The sequence below is a fragment of the Vicinamibacterales bacterium genome (genome assembly GCA_041659285.1).
GTDB lineage: Bacteria > Acidobacteriota > Vicinamibacteria > Vicinamibacterales > UBA2999 > 12-FULL-67-14b.
Window position 1 is genome coordinate 347,636 of the sequence record JBAZYO010000007.1, and the last position, 18,417, is coordinate 366,052.

The following is an 18,417-nucleotide window of genomic DNA, read 5'->3' on the forward strand; positions in this document are numbered from 1 at the left end:
GAGGATGAAGATCGTACGATCGCTCTGGCTGGTCGTGGTGATGTTCACCACGCGGCCGGGCGCTGGCGCGAGCACCGCCGTCGTCTGGTTCGCGGTCTCGATTTCACAGGGCGGGTTCTGCACACCCAACGGCAGGGCCACGCCAAGCACGAAGAACGCCAGGGCAGCGTCCGGCGAGACGAAGGGCACTGAGAACACCGGTGCGTTGGTGTTGGGTGTCGGCGTGGTCGGCGCCGGTGTGGTGGCGGTGGGCGTCGGCGACGAGACTCCTGATCCGCATGGTCCTCTTCATCGGCAGTAGTCGCTGGTCCTGCCCATTACCCCATCGGCTGGGGGCAGGCTTCGAACGAGAGCGGCGTCGGCAGCTGACAGCGTGTCGAACCAGCAGATCCCGTACGGCATGATGTCGTTGTCATGCGCGGCGAGCCAGGCCGGATCGTTGCTGGACGCGTTACGCTGCCGCAGGTCGTAGACGCCGTAGTCAAAAAACACATTCCGCGCTGAATCGCGAAGGCCGACACCAGTTCCGAGCACCTCGCCTAGCGTGACGGTGACGCCGCTGATGGGCGTGGACCGGGAGTCGAGCTCGACCGGAGCCGGCAGGGTGTCGGCAATGGCCTGGAACTTCGGCGGCAGGTCGCGCAGGTGGCCAAAGCGGAACATGATTCCGCAGTCGTTGACGAAGTCGAACGTGTACTGAATCTCGCCACTGGCCAGATAGCGACCGGCGCGCAGCAAGGTGGCCGGCATGGTCGCCCTCACCTCCACGGCCGTGGTCTGGCCGGGCAGGTCGAAGCGGAAGCCGCCGTGGGCCTTGTAGTCTCCACGCACTTGCCCGGGATACAGGATCGAGGTGACGCGGCTCATCTCCACCGGCAGCGGCAACGTCAACGGATTCGCGCACGCCGGAGGGGTGCCCAGGGGCCGCCACACCTGCCCATTGAAGTCCCACCCGGTGAACGTCGTTGTGACTGGAGGTGCCGTTGGGGTGGTCGGGGTCGCCGGCAGGGTCGTGGTGGTTGGGCTGGTGGGCGCGGCCGACGAACCGCCACCGCAACTGGTCACCGCCAGCGCGACCCCCATCACGGCCGACAGAACCCTCAAACCATTCATGGACGCGAATATACGGAGCTCGAGCGCAAAAGTCGTTGGAGTGACATCAGAATTTCTAAGAGAATGTTAGGGCCATGGCGGCCGGGGGTCCAGTATTCGAATTCGATGAGTTCCGGCTGGATGCTGGAAAGCGCCTGCTCTCCAAATCCGGACAAGTGGTCGCGATCCTTCCGAAGGCCTTTAATCTGCTCGTGTTCCTCGTCCAGCACCGGCACCGCGCGCTCGACAAGGATGAGATCCTACACGGGGTTTGGCCGGGAACGTTCGTCAGCGAAGCCAACCTCACGCAGAACATCTCGGTACTTCGCAAGGCCCTGGGCGAGTCGCCTCGCGAGCATCGCTACATTGTGACGGTGCCGGGTCGCGGGTATCGCTTTGCCGCCGAGGTGCACGAGCCGCTGCCGTCGACCGGCAACCAGGTTCGCGCCCACAAGCTGACGACGCGGGCTCGCCACTGGCTCAACAAGCGCCTGACCGAAACCATCCTCGAGGCCATCACCGGTTTCATCGAGGCGACCGATGCGGACCCCGAGTTTGCGCCGGCCTGGGTCGGGCTGTCCGATGCCTATGCCCTGCTCAGCCTCTACGGCGCGTCGTTGCCGGCCGCGGTGTTTCCCAGAGCCAAGGCCGCAGCCGAGACCGCACTCCGTTTTGATCCCGGCCAAGCCGAGGCTCACAACGCCCTCGGCGTGGTCGAATTGTTTTACGAGTGGAACTGGCCCGCAGCCGAGCAGGCCTTCCAGCGGGCCATCGCCCTCAATCCCAACTATGGCGATGCCTACCAGCGTTATGGGTTGTACCTGACGGCGATGGGCCGTTTCGACGAGGCGCGGCGGGCACTGGCCCGGGCCGAGGCACTCGACCCGCTGTCGCGCATCATCCCGACCATTGCCGGCTACCCGGCCTACTACGGTCGCGACTACCAGGCGGCCGCGCGCCAGTTCCGCCACGTCTTACAGGTCGACCCTAATTTCTCGATGGCCCACTTCAGGCTGGGCCTGGCGCTGGCGCAGATGGGCCGCTTCGACGAGGCCCTGGCCGAGCTCGGCATCTCGAAGCAGCTGTCGAACGATCGGGATGTGGTGGCCGCCCTCGGCCGCGTGCACGCGATGATGGGCAACACCGCTGCGGCGCTGGAGGCTGTCAAGGAACTGCACGTCCGCTCGAAGTCGACCTTCGTGCCGTCGTACTCGGTGGCGGTGATCTACGCCGCGCTTGGGCAGACGGCGACCGCTCTCGAATGGTTGCAGCGCGCCTTTGCCGAGCGGTCGTATTGGATGATCTATCGCAACATCGACCCGGCGCTGGATCCGCTGCGGATCGAGCCGGGGTTCGATGCGATCGCGCGCCAGGTCGCCCCGCGGGGCTCGCCGGTGGCGACCGGCCTAGACTGAGTCTTCGAGCGCCGAAAGCAGCCCGCCCGGCGTGGCCGCCGAGAGCTTGCGATCCAGCCGCTGCAGGCGATGTTCGGCTTCGACCTTGCGCCGGCCCAGCGGGTCGTCCTTCAACACATCCAGCACCAGCGAGCGCGCGGCGCCCAGGTCGCGCGAGCGATGCTCGTGATAGATCGCCAGCGCTTCTTTCGCCTCGCGCCGCAGCGCGGCCGCGCAGCGGGGCAACGACGCCAGTTCCCGCCAGGCATCCGCGGCTTCGTGCACGCGACGCGCCCGCCGCCGCAACCACGCCAATCGCCGCAAGGCCTCGCCGTGGACCTCGGGCTCGCTGCCGATGCGCTTCGCCAGGTCGATGCTCCGCAGCAACGCGGCCTCGGCATTCGCTGACGCGCCGGCGCGCTCGTACAGCCGTGCCAGGCCGAGGCATTCGTGAGGGTTAGACGACTCGAGCGGCCCGCCGCCCACCAGCGTCAGCGCCCGCGCCATCACCGCCGCCAGCGAGATCAGGTCGAGGCGGTTGTGCTCGAGCACGGCTTCCAGCGGCCGCGCATCGCCGTCGCGGACAAACTGGAAATAGCGCGAGGGGATCTCGAAGCCGGGCACGTCGCCGACGCGGTGCACGCCCGCCAGGTGCTTTTCGAGGACCGACAGCGAGCAACTGCTCTCGTCCGGATCCGGTCCGGCGGTATTGGGGCGGCCCCGCCACAAGCGGCGGGCCGCGTGCAGCATGTCGAGGTGCGGCACCTCGGCCAGCGGGAACGGCACCCGGTGAAACAGGAACCGGGTTTCGATCAACGGCACGTCGAAGGTGCGGCCGTTGTAGGTCACCAGCGCGCCGTGCGTGGCGGCCCACGCCGCCATCTCGTGGAGGACGGCGCGTTCGTGCTCGAAGCCCGGCATCATGAACTGCCGGACGCGAATGGAGTCGCCGTCGATTGCCGCGCAGCCGACGAGAAACGCCTGGGTGCCGGCGCCGCCGAAGAGTCCCGTGGTCTCGAGGTCGAGGAACAGGAGGGTGCCACCAACCCCCTTCGCCGAGGGCCAAGCGCACGCCATCGTCGCCAGCGCGTCCTGCCCCTCATGGATCGTGTCGATGAGGTCGCCGATGCGGCGCCGGCCGTGGAGGTCGCCGGCTCGATACTCGCGGTCCACGATGATCACGGCGCCTTCGGCGCGATCCTTCACGGTGCCGCCAAGAACTCCGGCGGCATGAGACGTGCGGAGGGCGGCCGCTTCAGCGGTCGCCGGCAAGCGATGGCTCAAGCCATCGCTCTCCGAACGCGAAGTCGACTGTTCAAGCTCGGGCGCGACCACGGGCACGGCCGATGGCCTGGTGCCCTGGACAATGCCCCGGAGCCGATCGAGCGTGGACATGGCTAGAAAGGCACCTCGTCCTGCGTTCGGAGAGCGACGGCTTCAGCCGTCGCTGCGACGGGGCGATGGCTAAAGCCATCGCCCTCCAAACGCGGCGCCAGCAAGTGCTCGAGCAACCGCAAGGCCACGGTCTTGGCGAGCGGACCGGTTTCGCCGATCGGGCCGACGCACATCGGGCACCCGGTCTCGCAGTCGCAGCCGGCAATCAGGGCACTCGTCTTCGACAGCAGTTCCTGCTGCATGCCCCACAGCGGCGCACTGAAGCCGATGCCGCCCGGGTAGGCGTCGTAGATGAAGATCCTCGGCCAGTCCGTTCCGGACTGGTCGTGATCACCGGTATTCACGGATAGGCCAATATCCCTTGCATCGCACATCAGCAGCAGCTGCGCCACCTGCTTCATGGCAAACGCCAGGCCGACCACGCCGTCGCGGCGGTCGTCAGTCGCGTAGGGCAGCGCGCTCATCACCGCGAGCGGAACCTCGAGCCAGTACGACGTCGTGTGCATCTGCTGCTCGGGCAGGTCGAGCTCGCCCGAGCCGACGTTCTCGTTGGTGTGGAACTTGATCTTCTTGAACCCGACGACGCGCGATACCACGTGCACCTCGCCGTGCAGCGCGACGCTCGGCGCGTCGGTGGCGAAGCGATCGAGGATGGTCACCTTGGTGTAGGTGATCGCGGTCGTGTAGTAATCGCAGTCCACTTCCTTGACGTGCGCCTTGCGGCCGACGAAGTCGAGCTCTTCGACCTGGAAGATCTTGCCCTCCACCATGTAGATGGCCTTGGGGTGCAGCGTTGCCAGCGCGCTCGTGAAGTCGGTCTCGCCAATCACCTTCGGTCCGTTGGTGTGATCGGTGATGACGAAGTTGTCGGACGAGATCGACCGCAGGCTCACGGCGTTGGCCGGGTACGACTCGCTCGTCCAATGCCACTGCCCCAGTTCGTCGTCATGGCCGGACCGGTGCACGAGGCCCGACTCCTGCAGCACGCCCAGCACTTCCTGCACGTTCACCTGGCCGTACGACTCCTCCGTGGTGAACGGCAGTTCGAACGCCGCGCACTTCACGTGGTCCACCAGGATGTGCAGGTTGTCGGGATTGACCAGCGCGTGTTCGGGCGAGGCGTCGAAGAAGTACGCGGGGTGGCGCACCACGAACTGGTCGATCGGCGCGCTGGACGACACCATTACCGCCGCCGACTGGCCGCTGCGGCGGCCGGCGCGGCCGGCGCGCTGCCACGTGGAGGCAATCGTGCCGGGATAGCCGGCCATCACGCACACGTCGAGCGCGCCGATGTCGATGCCGAGCTCGAGCGCGTTGGTCGAGACCACGCCGCGCACCTGGCCGGCGCGCAGGCCTTTCTCGATCTCGCGCCGGCGCAGCGGCAGGTAGCCGCCGCGATAGCCGCGAATGCGCTCGGGCATGCCGGGCACGTCCTCGAAGTCTTCCTTGAGATAGGTCGTCAGAATCTCGGTGGTGAGCCGGCTCTGCGCGAACACGATCACCTGCAAGTTGCGGCGCAGGAACTCCCCCGCCACGCGCCGCGATTCCGCGATGTACGACTTGCGGATGCCAAGCTCGCGATTCACCACCGGCGGATTGACGAAGACGAAGAACTTCTCGCCTCTTGGGGCGCCGCTCTTGTCGACGAGAGCGAACGGCCGTTCCGCCAGCCGCTCCGCCAGCTCCGACGGGTTGGCGATGGTCGCCGACGAGCAGATAAACTGCGGATTCGATCCGTAGTGCCGGCAGATGCGCTGCAGGCGACGCAGCACGTTGGCCAGATGGCTGCCGAACACGCCGCGATACGCATGCAATTCGTCGATGACGATGAACTGGAGATTCTCGAAGAGCTTGGCCCACCGCGGGTGGTGCGGGAGGATCCCCGAGTGCACCATGTCGGGATTGCTGAGCACGATGTGCGCGCGCGTGCGGATGGTGCGGCGCGCGTCCTGCGGCGTATCGCCATCGTAGGTGTGGACGCCGATCTCATCCCCACCAACGTTGCCGATGGCGCCCACCAGCTCGTGCAGCTCGGCCATCTGATCCTGCGCCAGCGCCTTGGTCGGGAACAGATACAGCGCGCGCGTCGCCGGGTTCTTCAGGATGCGATCGAGAACGGGCAGGTTGTAGCAGAGGGTCTTGCCCGAGGCGGTCGGCGTGGTGACCACCACCTGGCGGCCTTGCGAGACGAGATCGAAGGATTCCGCCTGGTGGGTGTACAGCTGCTGCACCCCGCGCGCTTCAAGCGCCGCGCGCAGCCTGGGATCGATGTTGGCCGGGAACGGCGCGTAGGCCGCCTCCACCGCAGGCAGCCGCCGCACCGCGGTCACAACCTCGTCTGGGGTATCCGGGCGGTCGAGCGCCGAGCCTGAAGCCAGGACCTGGAGCGCGCTCTGGAGGGCGATCTGCTTGTGTTCCTGCGAACGCCGAGCGGGCAGCGTCGAGTGATCGGACGCCATAGGGTAATCGTGTGCAATCCTACACGATCATCGGACGAAAGGGCGAACAAATAACAAAAGCAGACAATCCGCCTGAAGGCGGATTCTACATTTTGACCAGGACGACGCGGCGGTTCCTGGCGCGGCCGTCTTCGGTGGTGTTCTCGGCCACCGGCTGGGTGTCGCCAAGGCCGGCGGTCGTCAGGCGTGTCGCGTCGATGCCCTTGGACGCGAGCCAGGCCGCCACCGCGGCGGCGCGGCCGTTCGACAGCTTCAGGTTGGCGGCCTTGTCGCCGACGTTGTCGGTATGCCCTTCGATGCGCAGCTTCCAGTCGGCATTCGCGGCCAGCACCGCGGCCACGTCGCTCAAGACCGCGTCCGATGCCGGCGTGATGGTGGCCTGGCCGGTCGCGAACGTGATGCCGTAGACGTCGAGCTTGCCGCTTTTCGCGATGGCGTCAGACATCGCCTGCGCGCTCGCGGATATCTCCTGGGCCATGGCCTGCACCAGCACGGCGGTCATCTCGTAGGCCGGAAACTCGTTGAACATCGCCGACTGCACCGAGATCCACTGGGACCCTTTGCGCATGGTTACCGCGGGAAAGTCGTGATTTTCGTGCTTGCCGCTGAACACCGGACTGTAGCCGGCCTTGCGCAGCGCCGCCTCGGCGTTTCGCATGAGTTGCAGGGGCGAGGTCGTGACCGGGCAGATGTACTTCAGTTGCTCGGCCGAGCCTTCCTTGGTCTCCATCTCGCCCGCCTTGTTCACCACCATGTCGAACGCGTCGAACGCCTTCTTCGTGCACTCGTACAAGCCGCAGCCCGGCATGCGCGACAGCAATGCGGAATCCTTGCCTTTGCAGGTGTCTTCATCCACGCCGGGTTCCTGCGCGAAGGCGGCGCCCGGCAGCAGAATCGCGAGGACTAGAAACGAGGTCAGCTGTTTCATGGTTTCCATTATAGTTCCCCCAACCCATGGCTACCCTCGTCCGCCGCCTCGGCCTCCTGAGTTCAATTGGCCTCGTCATCGGCATCACCATTGGCGGCGGCATCTTCCGCACGCCCGCCGGCATCGCCACGCGCGTGCCCGAGCCGATGTTCATGCTCGGGGTGTGGGTGCTCGGCGGCGTCATCGTGCTGTGCGGCGCGCTCGCGTTTGCCGAACTGTCGGCGGCGATGCCCGAGACCGGCGGCATGTATGTCTACTTGCGTGAGGGCTGGGGGCGGCCGTACGGCTTTCTTTACGGATGGGCGCAGCTGGTCCTGATCCGCGCCGCCGCGCTGGGCGGCATCTCGTCGGTGTTCGGCGAGTACTTCATGCGGGTGTTCGGCCTCGACCCGGTGGCCCACCCGGCGTGGGCAGACTACCTCGCCGCCGGCGCCATCATCTTCGCCGGCGCCACGAACATCGTCGGGGTCCAGCTCGGCGCGCTGTTCGCCGGCATCTCGACGGTGACCAAGTTCGGCGCCCTGGCCTTGCTCGTGCTGGCGTCGTTCCTGCTCGGTGGCAACTCGGGGGCCTCGTTCTCGCACCTGGCCTCGACCGGCGCCGGCGTCGACGCCGGGGTGTTCGGCCTCGCGCTGATCTCGGTGATGTGGGCCTACGACGGCTTCGCCGACCTGACCTTCGCCAGCGGCGAGGTGAAGGACCCCCAGCGCAACCTGCCCCGCGCCATCATCATCGGCACCATCCTCATCATCGCCATCTACCTGCTCGCCAACGCCGCCTACCTGTATGTGAGCCCGATCGAGAAGATGGCGCAGTCGAAGCTGATTGCGGCCGACACCATGGGCGCCATGTTCGGACAAGCCGGCGTCTCGTTCATCGCGGTGGTGGTGATGATCTCGACCTTCGGCTCGCTGATGGGCAGCATGCTCGCCTCACCGCGCATCTTCTTCGCGATGGCCGACGACCAGCTGCTGTTCGCGCCCATCGCCAAGGTCCACCCGACGTGGCACACGCCGTACGTGGCCATCAGCCTGGCCAGCGTGCTGGGCGTGGCCATGGTAATGACGCAGACCTTCGAGCAGTTGACGGATACGTTCGTGCTGGCGATGTGGCCGTTCTATGCGTTGAGCGTGGCGGCCATCTACACCCTGCGCAGGTCGCAGCCCAACCTGCACCGCCCCTACAAGGTGATTGGCTACCCCTACGTGCCGGCGGTGTTCATCGCGGCCGCGGTCTACCTGGTCGTCAACGCCCTGATCACCGATCCGTTATGGACGTCGATCACCTTCGGCGTCGTGCTGCTGGGCCTGCCGGTGTACTACCTGTGGTTCAGAAGGGTTCAGTAGGGTTCTGAACCGTTCAAAACATCCGCGACTGGCAACCGTCCACAACGACCGTGGTGCCGCTGACCCAACCGGCCTTGGGTGAGGCGAGAAACGCGATGGCGGCGCCGACTTCTTCGGGGCGGCCGAAGCGGCCGAACGGCAGCTCGTGCGCGATGAACTCGGCGATGCCCTTCGGGTCGGCCTGCTGCCGCTTCCACCACGACCCGCCCTCGAACAGGATCGACCCGGGCGCCACCGAGACGACGCGAATCTGATCCTTCGCCAGTTGTTGCGCGAGGGACTTGGTGAGGCTGATTTCGGCGGCCTTGACGGCGTTGTAAGTCATGCGGCCACCCGACTCGCGGCCGAAGATCGACGACACGATGACGATGGCGCCGCCCTGCTTGCGCAGGTGCGGCACGGCCAGCCGCGAGGCGCGGACCGCCGGGAACAGCGTCAGGTCGAACGCTTCCTGCCACTCGGCGTCGCTGGTGGCCTCGAGGTCGCCGCCCTTCGCCACTCCGACGTTGTTCACCAGCACGTCGAGGCGCCCGAACCTGCTGACCGCGGTCTCGACCACGTTGGCCAGGTCGCGCTCGGATGAGACATCGGCGACGACGCCCTCGGCCGTCGCCCCGTCCGCCGCGGCAGCGCGCAACTGCTCCACCGACTTCTGCAGTTGCTCCGCGCCACGCGCGCACACCACCACGTGGGCGCCCTCGGCAATCAACGCCTGCGCCGCCGCGAAACCCAACCCGCGGCTACCGCCGGTCACGACCGCTACCTTTCCCGTGAGCCCTAAGTCCATCGGTCCCTAAATCCCCAAATCCCCAAATCCCGATCCAAAATCACCAACTCACCACATCACGAGATCACCAGATCAGCGACCGGTCAAATCGTTCAATCTCCAGTCGAACTCGTGAAACACCATGTTGAACTCGTTCTTCCGCAGGAACTCCCGTTCATTCGGCACAATCAACGGTTCGATCAGCGCCAGCACGGCGCGCTCGAGCGGGCTGCGCGTGGCATACATCGCCGGCGCGCGGTTGGCCAGGGTCCGGGTGAAGAGCGCCTCGCGCCACGAGAACATCGGGTTGACCGACAACCGGTTGTTGCCCGCATCCACCTGCACGAGGACCCGGCGCGTCACCAGCTCGCTGGTCATCGCCGTCAGCTGTTGGTCCAGCCGGTCGGCCGAATAGGCCTCGCTCTTGAGGCGGCTGCCGCCCACCGCGCCGCGGCTGAGCGCGAGCAGGGCGCGCGGATCGTCGAAGCCGCCGATCACGTCACGCTCGATGGCGTCGAGCGTCAGCTGGCGCCCGCCGGCGCGAAAGGTGCGGCGCTCGAACGCGCCGGGAATCTGGCGGATGCTGGTGGCCGGATAATCGGCCGCCCGCCCGCGAATGGGATAGCTGTCGATCACCGTGCGCAGCACGAACGCGTTGTAGGCGTTGATCCAGTAAGACAGCTGGCGCGGCTGCGGCCACTTCGACACCGTGTCGGCGCTCACCTCGCCAATCGACGCCACGTAGCGATCGAACTTCGCCCGCTCCTGCCTGAGCGCGTAGTAATAGACGAGGCCGTCGCGGACGTAGAGGTCGAGGACCTCGTCGAACGGCCGGTGCAGGGGATCGACGGTCACCGGCGCGGGTTCCTGGGCGGCGGGCAGCCCGGCCGTGATCAAGAGGAGCAGAGCAATACTGATCGGACGCATCGTGCCTTAGAGCTTAGTCAAGAAACCGTTCAGCGCCTCGTTGAATGCGTCGGGCTGCTCGAGGTTCGACAGGTGGCCGGCGTTCGGGATGGTGACCAGCCTGGCGCCCGGCACCGCCTCGGCAATGCGGCGCGAGTCGGCGGGCGGCGTCAGCTCGTCTTCCTCGCCCACGATCACCAGCGTCGGCACCGCGATCTGCGGCAGCAGCGCCATGGAGTCCGGCCGGTGCATCATGCGATGGATGGCGCTGCGAACGGCCACCGGCGATTGCTGCTTGATCAGCCGGCGGACCTGCGCCTCGATCGCGGGGCTGAGCTCGCGGGTGGCCTTGCCGAGCAGCTTGGGCATCATCTCGCGCGCGACCCCAGACGGCCCTTCGCGATCAACGAGCGCGAGCATGTTGCGGCGGTTGGCACGGCCCTCGGGCGTGTCCGCGGTCGCGCGGGTGTCGGCCAGCACCAGGCCCTCGAAGAATTGCGGCGCGCCCTGATACAACGCGAGCGCGGCGTAACCGCCCATCGACAAGCCGCCGATCACCGCGCGCGACACCGACAACTCCTGCAGCAAATCCGCCACATCGTCGGCGTAGTCGGTGATCGCCAGCGCGCTCAACGAGTCGAGCTCGGTGGAGCCGCCGAAGCCGCGCAGGTCGGGCGTGATCAACCGCCAGCCCGTGGGAATGCTGCGCATTTGCGGTTCCCACTGGTTGGCGCCAAGGGGGAAGGCATGCAGCAACACGTAGGTGCGTAACGCGCTCTCGCCGGGGGCCGAGTCGAGATAGGCGATGGTCCTGGAGCCGATGTGACAGTACTGTCTCGTCATGAAGGGGTTCGCGGCATTGTATATCGCGCCCCCCCTTACGGGGTCTGACCCCGAGCAGGAACTGCCGAGGGGCCTGACCCCTATATTTCGATGGCCCCGCCAAACGACTTCAAGTGCTCGCGGAACGTATACGCCGGATTCGCCTTGCGCGTGTGGAGGTACCCGCTCAAGTCGAGTTGCGTTCGCAGCAGCTCGCCCTTGAGGAGCCGCGAAGCCTGTTTGCCCTCGCGGGCCGCGATATCCTGGGCCGCCTCGATCACCTCGGCCAGGTGCGTCAATCCCACGAACACCACGCCATCGTCATCGGCGAACACGATGTCGCCTGATCCGGCGGTGACGGCGCCACAGCGCGCGTGCGCGAGGGCGTCGTCCGCGCGCGGCCGCAACTCGAGCGGACCGTTGGGACAGGTGCCAAGACTCCACACCTTGGCGCCGATGGCGCGAATGGCCGTGGTATCGCGGTGGGCGCCCCAGCACACTGTGGCGGCGAGGCGGCTCATGTGAGCTTCCCCGACCACGAGGTCGCCGATGCACCCTTCGTCCAGGCGCCCATCGTTGTCGATCACCAACACATCGCCGGGATTCGCCGCGGCGATGGCTTCGAGAAACACGTCGGTGCTGCCGGCGTGTCGCGCCGGGCACACCGGGCCGGCGATGCGCGAGCCGGGGATGTTGCAGCGAAGTCCCGGAGGACCCACGCGGACGGGCAATGACAATTGCACGCAGGCGTCGGCAATGAACGGCGTGCTCCAATCGAAAGCGGCAGGGATGGCCATGCCTGAGTATACGGTCAGGCTGCCGTCACCACCTGCAGGACGAGGTCGCCGAGGTCGTCGGCCTTCCGCGCGCCGACGCCGTAGATGTGCCGCAGCGCATCCATCGTCGCCGGCTTGGTCCGCGCGATCTCGCGCAGCGTGGTGTCGTGGAAGATGACGTAGGGCGGCACCCCGCGCTTGCGCGCCACCTGCATGCGCATGGCGCGAAGGCGCTCGAAGAGCTCGCGATCGACACCCTCCCAGCCTTCGGTTTCGACCCGCGCCCGCTTGGGCAGCCGGCCCTTCTCGGGGCGCTTCTGGCGGGCCAGCGACAAATCCGGTTGCGCGCCGGCATCCTTCAACAACTCGAGGCCTTCGGCCGTGAGCTGGAGGATCGGGTACTCATCGCCCCCCTGTTGCAACAGGCCGTGGGCCAGCAGCTGATCGACATAGCCGCGCAATTCGTCGATGGTGGCGTCCTTCATCAGCCCGAACACCGACAGCTCGTGGTGGCCGCGCGACCGCACCTGCTCGCTGTCGCTGCCGCGCAGCACGTTGGTCACGTGCCCGGCGCCGAAGCGCTGCCCCACCCGGGCCACGCACGACAGCACCTTGCGGGCCACCGTGACCGCGTCCCCCACGGTCTCCAGCTCGCCCAGGCAGTAATCGCAGGCGCCGCAGTCGTCTTTCGCGAACGCCTCGCCGAAGTAGCCGACCAGGCGCTTGTGGCGGCAGCCGACGCTGGCCGCGTAGCGCTCCATGTCGCGCAGCAGCCCGCGGCGCGCGTCGGACATCTCGCCGTTCTTCTCCAGCATCACGCGCCACTTCAGGAAGTCGGCGCCCGAGGCGATCAGCACGCACTCCGCCTCCAGGCCGTCACGGCCGGCGCGGCCGGATTCCTGCTGGTAATGCTCGAGCGATTGCGGCGCGCCGGAATGGATCACGAAGCGCACATCGGAGCGATCGATGCCCATGCCGAAGGCGACGGTCGCGACCACCAGGTCCACTTCTTCGTTCAGGAAGGCGTCCTGGTTGCGGCTGCGTTCCTCGTCGGGCAGCCCGGCGTGGTACGGACGGGCGCGCCACCCGGTGTCGTTCAGCCACTGCGAGAGGCTGTCCACTTCCTTGCGCGACGTGCAATAGATGATGCCCGCCTGCCCGCGGTGGCGTTCGAGCACGCCGAGGATCTGCGCCTTCAGTGTCGCCCGGGCCAGCACGCGGTAGACGAGGTTGGGACGGTCGAACGACCCCACCAGCTCGGTGGCGTCCCGCAAGCCCAGCTGCGTCATGATGTCCTTGCGGACACGGCCGGTGGCGGTGGCGGTGTAGGCGTGCATGCTCACCGACGGCCAGCGCTCGCGCAGACGGGCGAGCTGCCGATACTCGGTCCGGAAGTCGTGGCCCCACTGGCTGATGCAATGCGCCTCGTCCACCGCGATGAAGCTGACCGGTTTCGACTCGAGCAGCTTCAGGAAGCCGTCGCCGCCGTCGCCGACCAGCCGTTCCGGCGCGACATACAACATGCGGTAGCGGCCCTCGCGAATGCCGCGGGTGACCTCGGCCCTGGCCTCCGACGGCATCGAGCTGTTGTAGTACGCGGCCGCCACGCCGTTGCCGACGAGCGTGTCCACCTGGTCCTTCATCAGCGAGATGAGCGGCGACACGACAATGGCCAGCCCCTCGCGGGCAATCGCCGGGGCCTGGAAGCACAGCGACTTGCCCCCGCCAGTGGGCAGCACCAGCAGCGAGTCGCGGCCGGCCATGACCGCGTCCATCGCTTCGCGCTGAAGCGGCCGAAAGGAGTTATAGCCCCAGTATCTTTCGAGGATCTCAGCGAGGGTCAAGGAACCAGCTTATCAGAGGTTATTGAACTAGTCACATAACTGGTCAATACTATGACCATGAAGACCGTGGGCCTGGCCGAAGCCAAAGCCACCCTGTCGGCGCTGCTCGACCGCGTCGAGAAGGGGGAAACCATCACGATCACGCGGCACGGCGAGCCCGTCGCCGAATTGCTGCCGATTGCCCCGTTCCGGCCGAAAGGGCTGCGCCCGTGGGGACTCTACAAAGGGCAGTTCACGGTACCAGACGATTTCAACGATCCACTGCCGGACGCCGAACTCGATCTGTGGGAGGGGAAAGGCGACGAAGGGCCGTGAAGCTCCTCCTCGACACCCACGTCTTCCTGTGGATCGCGACCGACGATGACCGCCTGCCGCGCGACCTGAAGACCATCCTGCGCGCGCCGTCCAACGAGGTCTACCTCAGCGTGGCATCATCCTGGGAGATCGCCGTCAAGGCGCAATCCGGGAAGCTGGTACTGCCGATGCCCGTCTGGGCGTTCATCCTCGAGTCCCGTGAGCGGCTCGGCATCCAGACCCTGTCGATCCAGGAAACGGCCGTCGCTCACGTGGCGAAGCTCCCCGACATCCACCGCGATCCCTTCGATCGCATGCTGGTCTGCCAAGCCATCCAGCACGAACTGACCATCGTCACCAGCGACACCCACGTGCAGCGCTACCCCGTCAAGACCATGTGGGCGTGAGCAGCCCCGTCACGGCGTCATGCGCCAGACATTCCTCGCCGCGGTCCGGCGCACCAGCCGTCGCCGCGACCCTATAATGTCGCTGCGATGCCCTCTTCATTGGTCACCAGGCTGCGGGCAACTCTGAGCGGTGACACGACGAAGCAGGCGGCGTTCCTGACCTTCCTCTCGATGGTCGAGTTCCGGGTGTTCGTCCTGCTGCACCCAGAGAACCTGTTCGAACTGTCCGAGGCGGCGCGCCACGTGATCGAGGGGACGCCGTACTTCGCGGCGTTCCAGAACCGCCTCCTCGGGCCGTACCTGGTGCTGCTGTGCTCGTCGATGACCGGCCTGTCCTACGAGTCCAGCCACGGCCTCATCCTGCTCGCGCTCGTGATCGCGGCCAACCTGACGGCCTTTGCCGTGTTCCGGCGCCTGACCGCGTCTTCGGATCTCGGGTTCCGGTACGCGGTTTACTTCCTGTGCGCCTTCCTGGCGATCCAATCCGACGACTGGGCGTTGGTCTGGGACTTCATCGACATGCCCGTTTACCTGCTGTTCGCCTACGGCGTGTTCGCGCGAAAGCCCGTGGCGTACTTCATTCCGATCTTCGCGGTTGGCATCCTCAACAAGGAATCGGCCCTGGTGATTCCCCTGTGGTTGATGATCGACGCGTTTATCGTCCGCAGCGGCCCGCGAGCGGGCCGCCTCGGCGGGCGGCTCGAGCTCCCGGCGCGGTTCTGGGGCGGCGTGCTGCTGGCCGCCGCCGGAGGCACCTACACCAAGGTGTCGCGGGAACTGTTGTTCGTGCAGTCTTCGCTCGAGTCCACCGACCGGTTCATCCAGCTGCCGTTCTTCGACAACCACTGGAACCTCTTTGCCAGCATCCATCGGGCAGCGGTCCTGCTGCTCAACCCGGCCCTCGACCTGGCCGTGGTCATCCACCTGGCCTGGCTGCTGCTAGCGTGCTTCTTCGTCGTGCACTGGCAGCAGATCAGGGACCGCTACCTGAGCGTGTTCGTGGTGGTGGTGGCGATGTGGGCGGCGGTTCCGGTGTTCGGCTTCTTCGACGAGACGCGGCAGTATCTCTACCTGCTGCCGTTCGTGCTGATGTTCGACCTGGCGTTTCGCAACCGGATTGTCGAGCCCGCCTGAGAAGAGCCGGAGCCCCTGCCAGTGGTTCTTGATGATCTACCCACTCACAGCGGCACATCCTGCGGCCCTTGCGCGATCGTCGCGACGGCCGCCCGCCGCACGAACAGGACATTGCAGAACAGCAGGTTGCGGTCGGCCTCGGTGTGGCAGTGGTCATAGAAACACCATGGCGCCATGCCGTGTTCCGCCAGGAAGTCATGAATCGGGCCAAACAGCGAAATCACCGCGTCATTCGGATTGAACGTCACCTCGACCAGCACCCACTCGATCTTCCCGGCGGCGAGCAAGTTCCGGGCGCCCTTCATCACCTGGAGATCGTGCCCTTCCGTGTCGGTCTTGAGAATGTCGATGCGGGCGATGTCATGCTGCGCGCAGTAGTCGTCCAGGGTGACCGCGTCCACGGACTCGACGCGGGCGCCTCCGGCCGCTGTGGCCGGCACGACATGGCTGTTCAGTGATGACGACTCAGCCTGGACCCACGCCACGCCGGCTTCGCTCGAGACAACCAGACGATTCAGGCGCACGCGCGGGTCTGCACCGTGAGCCTGCCGCAGCACATCGAACGTGCCTTGCACGGGTTCAAAGGCATGCACCGCGGCCCCCGGAAACGCCCTGAGGATGGCGCGCGCGGTTTGCCCCTCGTTGGCGCCGACGTCGATGACCGTGCGCACCGTCACGGCCGGGGTCAGGCGCGCGAGATCCCATAGCCATTCGATGCCACGGGGCATGAATTGGCGTTTGCTGTAATAGATTCCGAATCTGCCCAGTATGGTCTGCAGCATGCGGCGGCGTCGATTGCCGACAAACGAAGGGCCGGGCACGCGGCCCGGCCCTTCTCCTAGTCAGTCCGCCTTTGCGCAATGCGCTTCGGCGGGATAAACCATCCTCACGTTACTAGGCGCAGCCGCTGGTCGTGCCGCAATTGCCGCACTTGTAGCAGGCGCCGCTTCGCACCATGATCGACCCGCACGTCGTGCACGGCGGCGCGTCTTCCTGGTTCTGCATGGCCGCGAACTGGTTGGTCTGCGGCACGATCACGCCGGTCGTGCTCACCGTCGCGGTCGGCGAGGCGCTGACCTTCGGCGCCGGCACGCCCGCCGGCACCGGGGCCGCGTAGCCTTCCGCCGCTTCGTCGCGGTTATTGACGCCGGCGCGGAACTGCGCCTCGGGCGAGAGGAACTTCGACGCCATCCAGCGGAAGATGTAGTCGACGATCGACTTGGCGAAGCGGACGTCGGCGTTCTTGGTCATGCCCGACGGCTCGAACCGCACGTGGCTGAACTTGTCCACCAGCGCCTGCAGCGGCACGCCGTATTGCAGCGCGTAGCTGATGGCCTGGGCGAACGCGTCGGCGAAGCCCGAGATGGTCGAGCCTTCCTTGGCCATGACCAGGAAGATTTCGCCCGGCATGCCGTCTTCGAACAGGCCCACCGTGATGTAGCCCTCGTGACCGGCGATGTCGAACTTGTGCGTGAGGGCCTGGCGTTCGTCCGGCAGCTTGCGCCGGGCCGGCGCCCGCTGGGCCAGCGCCGCCGCCACCGCGGTGTTGACGGCGTCGGTGGTGGCCTTGCTCACGATCTGGCCCTTCGCGTCGATCGCCGCCTTCGAGGTGTTGAGCGGCTGCGTGCGCTTCGAACCATCGCGATAGATCGAGACGGCCTTGGCGCCGAGGCGCCACGACTCGAGGTAGGCCTGTTCGATGTCTTCGACCGAGGCGTCCTTGGGGACGTTCACGGTCTTGCTGATGGCGCCCGAGATGAACGGCTGGGTGGCGCCCATCATCTTGATGTGGCCCATGTAGTGGATGGACCGCTCGCCCTTCGACGCCTTGAAGGCGCAGTCGAACACCGGCAGGTCGCGCTCCATCAGGTGCGGCGCGCCTTCGATGGTCTCCTGCTCGTCGATGTGCCTGATGATGTCGCCGATCTGCGCGGCCGTGTAGCCGAGCTTCTTGAGCGCCGGCGGCACGGTCTGGTTGACGATCTTCATCATGCCGCCGCCGACCAGCTTCTTGTACTTGACGAGCGCGATGTCGGGTTCGACGCCGGTGGTGTCGCAATCCATCATGAAGCCGATGGTGCCGGTGGGCGCCAGCACGGTGGCCTGGGCATTGCGGTAGCCGAAGTCTTCGCCGAGCTCGACCGCCTCGTCCCATGCCTGCTTGGCGCCGTTGTAGAGATCGTCCGGCACGTGCTTGACGGTGATGTCCTTGATCGCGTCGCGATGCTTGCGCATGACGCGCAGGAACGGCTCGCGATTGATGTCGTAGCCGTCGAACGGGCCGCCGTGGTCGCGGGCGATGCGCGCCGACTGGGCGTAGGCCTCGCCGGTCATCACCGCGGTGATGGCGCCGGCGAAATCGCGGCCGGCGTCGCTGTCGTAGGGCAGGCCGCGCGACATCAGCAGCGCGCCGAGGTTGGCGTAGCCGAGGCCGAGCGGACGGAAGGCGTGGCTGTTCTTGGCGATCGCCGGGGTCGGGTAGCTCGAGTTGTCGACCAGGATCTCCTGCGCGGTGATCATGGTGCGGCAGGCCGCGCGATACGACTCGACGTCGAACTCGCCGTCGTCCTTGACGAAGGTCATCAGGTTGAGCGACGACAGGTTGCAGGCCGAGTCGTCCAGGAACATGTATTCCGAGCACGGGTTGCTGGCGTTGATGCGCGCCGTGTTCGGGCTGGTGTGCCACTCGTTGACGGTGGTGTCGAACTGCATGCCGGGGTCGCCGCACACCCACGTGCCTTCGGCGATCAGGCGCATGACGTCGCGGGCGCGGTAGGTGTCCATCACCTCGCCCGTGGTCACCGCCTTGGTCTGCCACAGGCCATCGTCCAGCACCGCGCCCATGAACTCGTCG

The 18,417-nt window shown here is 66.6% G+C and carries 17 protein-coding genes; 6 read left to right on the forward strand and 11 right to left on the reverse strand.

From position 1 onward, the window contains the following. Positions 1–4 precede the first annotated feature (4 nt). Positions 5–301, forward strand: a complete 297-nt coding sequence (locus tag WC815_14105) for a hypothetical protein (protein ID MFA5909908.1) — start codon at positions 5–7, stop codon at positions 299–301. On the opposite strand, the gene WC815_14110 is transcribed toward WC815_14105, so the two are convergent. Then, a complete protein-coding gene (locus WC815_14110; GenBank protein MFA5909909.1) occupies positions 289–1,113 on the reverse strand; it encodes a hypothetical protein in 825 nt (274 codons plus the stop codon). The two genes, WC815_14105 and WC815_14110, sit on opposite strands and share 13 nt — an antisense overlap. Before the next feature lie 74 nt (positions 1,114–1,187). On the opposite strand from WC815_14110, the gene WC815_14115 reads away from it, so the two are divergent. Next, positions 1,188–2,507, forward strand: a complete 1,320-nt coding sequence (locus WC815_14115) for a tetratricopeptide repeat protein (GenBank protein MFA5909910.1) — start codon at positions 1,188–1,190, stop codon at positions 2,505–2,507. Here WC815_14115 and WC815_14120 read toward each other — a convergent pair. From WC815_14120 to WC815_14130, 3 genes are all read right to left on the reverse strand, one after another. Next, on the reverse strand, positions 2,499–3,881 hold the full coding sequence (locus WC815_14120; protein MFA5909911.1) for a ribonuclease H-like domain-containing protein: 1,383 nt from the start codon (positions 3,879–3,881) through the stop codon (positions 2,499–2,501). The two genes, WC815_14115 and WC815_14120, sit on opposite strands and share 9 nt — an antisense overlap. Positions 3,882–3,883: 2 nt before the next feature. After that, positions 3,884–6,340, reverse strand: coding sequence for a DEAD/DEAH box helicase (locus WC815_14125; protein ID MFA5909912.1), 2,457 nt, complete (start codon positions 6,338–6,340; stop codon positions 3,884–3,886). 85 nt (positions 6,341–6,425) lie between these two features. Beyond that, the gene (locus WC815_14130) at positions 6,426–7,268 is read right to left on the reverse strand and encodes an OmpA family protein (GenBank protein ID MFA5909913.1); all 843 of its coding nucleotides are present in this window, start codon (positions 7,266–7,268) and stop codon (positions 6,426–6,428) included. 26 nt (positions 7,269–7,294) lie between these two features. Here WC815_14130 and WC815_14135 point away from each other — a divergent pair, with 26 nt between their 5' ends. Then, on the forward strand, positions 7,295–8,614 hold the full coding sequence (locus tag WC815_14135; GenBank protein ID MFA5909914.1) for an amino acid permease: 1,320 nt from the start codon (positions 7,295–7,297) through the stop codon (positions 8,612–8,614). A gap of 13 nt (positions 8,615–8,627) precedes the next feature. Here WC815_14135 and WC815_14140 read toward each other — a convergent pair whose 3' ends face one another. From WC815_14140 to recQ, 5 genes are all read right to left on the reverse strand, one after another. Next, positions 8,628–9,401, reverse strand: coding sequence for an SDR family oxidoreductase (locus WC815_14140; protein MFA5909915.1), 774 nt, complete (start codon positions 9,399–9,401; stop codon positions 8,628–8,630). 72 nt (positions 9,402–9,473) lie between these two features. Next, complete coding sequence (locus WC815_14145; GenBank protein ID MFA5909916.1) at positions 9,474–10,307, reverse strand: DUF547 domain-containing protein; 834 nt, start codon at positions 10,305–10,307, stop codon at positions 9,474–9,476. 6 nt (positions 10,308–10,313) lie between these two features. Continuing rightward, complete coding sequence (locus tag WC815_14150) at positions 10,314–11,129, reverse strand: alpha/beta fold hydrolase (GenBank protein ID MFA5909917.1); 816 nt, start codon at positions 11,127–11,129, stop codon at positions 10,314–10,316. Between the two features lie 80 nt (positions 11,130–11,209). After that, a complete protein-coding gene (locus tag WC815_14155; GenBank protein MFA5909918.1) occupies positions 11,210–11,905 on the reverse strand; it encodes a hypothetical protein in 696 nt (231 codons plus the stop codon). Positions 11,906–11,919: 14 nt separating this feature from the next. After that, complete coding sequence (gene recQ / locus WC815_14160; protein ID MFA5909919.1) at positions 11,920–13,728, reverse strand: DNA helicase RecQ; 1,809 nt, start codon at positions 13,726–13,728, stop codon at positions 11,920–11,922. A 57-nt stretch (positions 13,729–13,785) separates the two neighbouring features. Here recQ and WC815_14165 point away from each other — a divergent pair, with 57 nt between their 5' ends. The 3 genes from WC815_14165 (at position 13,786) to WC815_14175 (ending at position 15,563) form a co-directional block, all read left to right on the forward strand. Then, positions 13,786–14,043, forward strand: a complete 258-nt coding sequence (locus WC815_14165) for a type II toxin-antitoxin system Phd/YefM family antitoxin (protein ID MFA5909920.1) — start codon at positions 13,786–13,788, stop codon at positions 14,041–14,043. Continuing rightward, positions 14,040–14,429, forward strand: a complete 390-nt coding sequence (locus WC815_14170; GenBank protein MFA5909921.1) for a type II toxin-antitoxin system VapC family toxin — start codon at positions 14,040–14,042, stop codon at positions 14,427–14,429. The genes WC815_14165 and WC815_14170 overlap by 4 nt, the downstream gene beginning before the upstream one ends. Before the next feature lie 87 nt (positions 14,430–14,516). Then, the gene (locus tag WC815_14175) at positions 14,517–15,563 is read left to right on the forward strand and encodes a hypothetical protein (protein ID MFA5909922.1); all 1,047 of its coding nucleotides are present in this window, start codon (positions 14,517–14,519) and stop codon (positions 15,561–15,563) included. Between the two features lie 44 nt (positions 15,564–15,607). Here WC815_14175 and WC815_14180 read toward each other — a convergent pair whose 3' ends face one another. Then, on the reverse strand, positions 15,608–16,384 hold the full coding sequence (locus WC815_14180) for an FkbM family methyltransferase (protein ID MFA5909923.1): 777 nt from the start codon (positions 16,382–16,384) through the stop codon (positions 15,608–15,610). Between the two features lie 73 nt (positions 16,385–16,457). Then, the coding region (locus WC815_14185; protein MFA5909924.1) for a vitamin B12-dependent ribonucleotide reductase at positions 16,458–18,417 on the reverse strand (1,960 nt) is incomplete at its 5' end.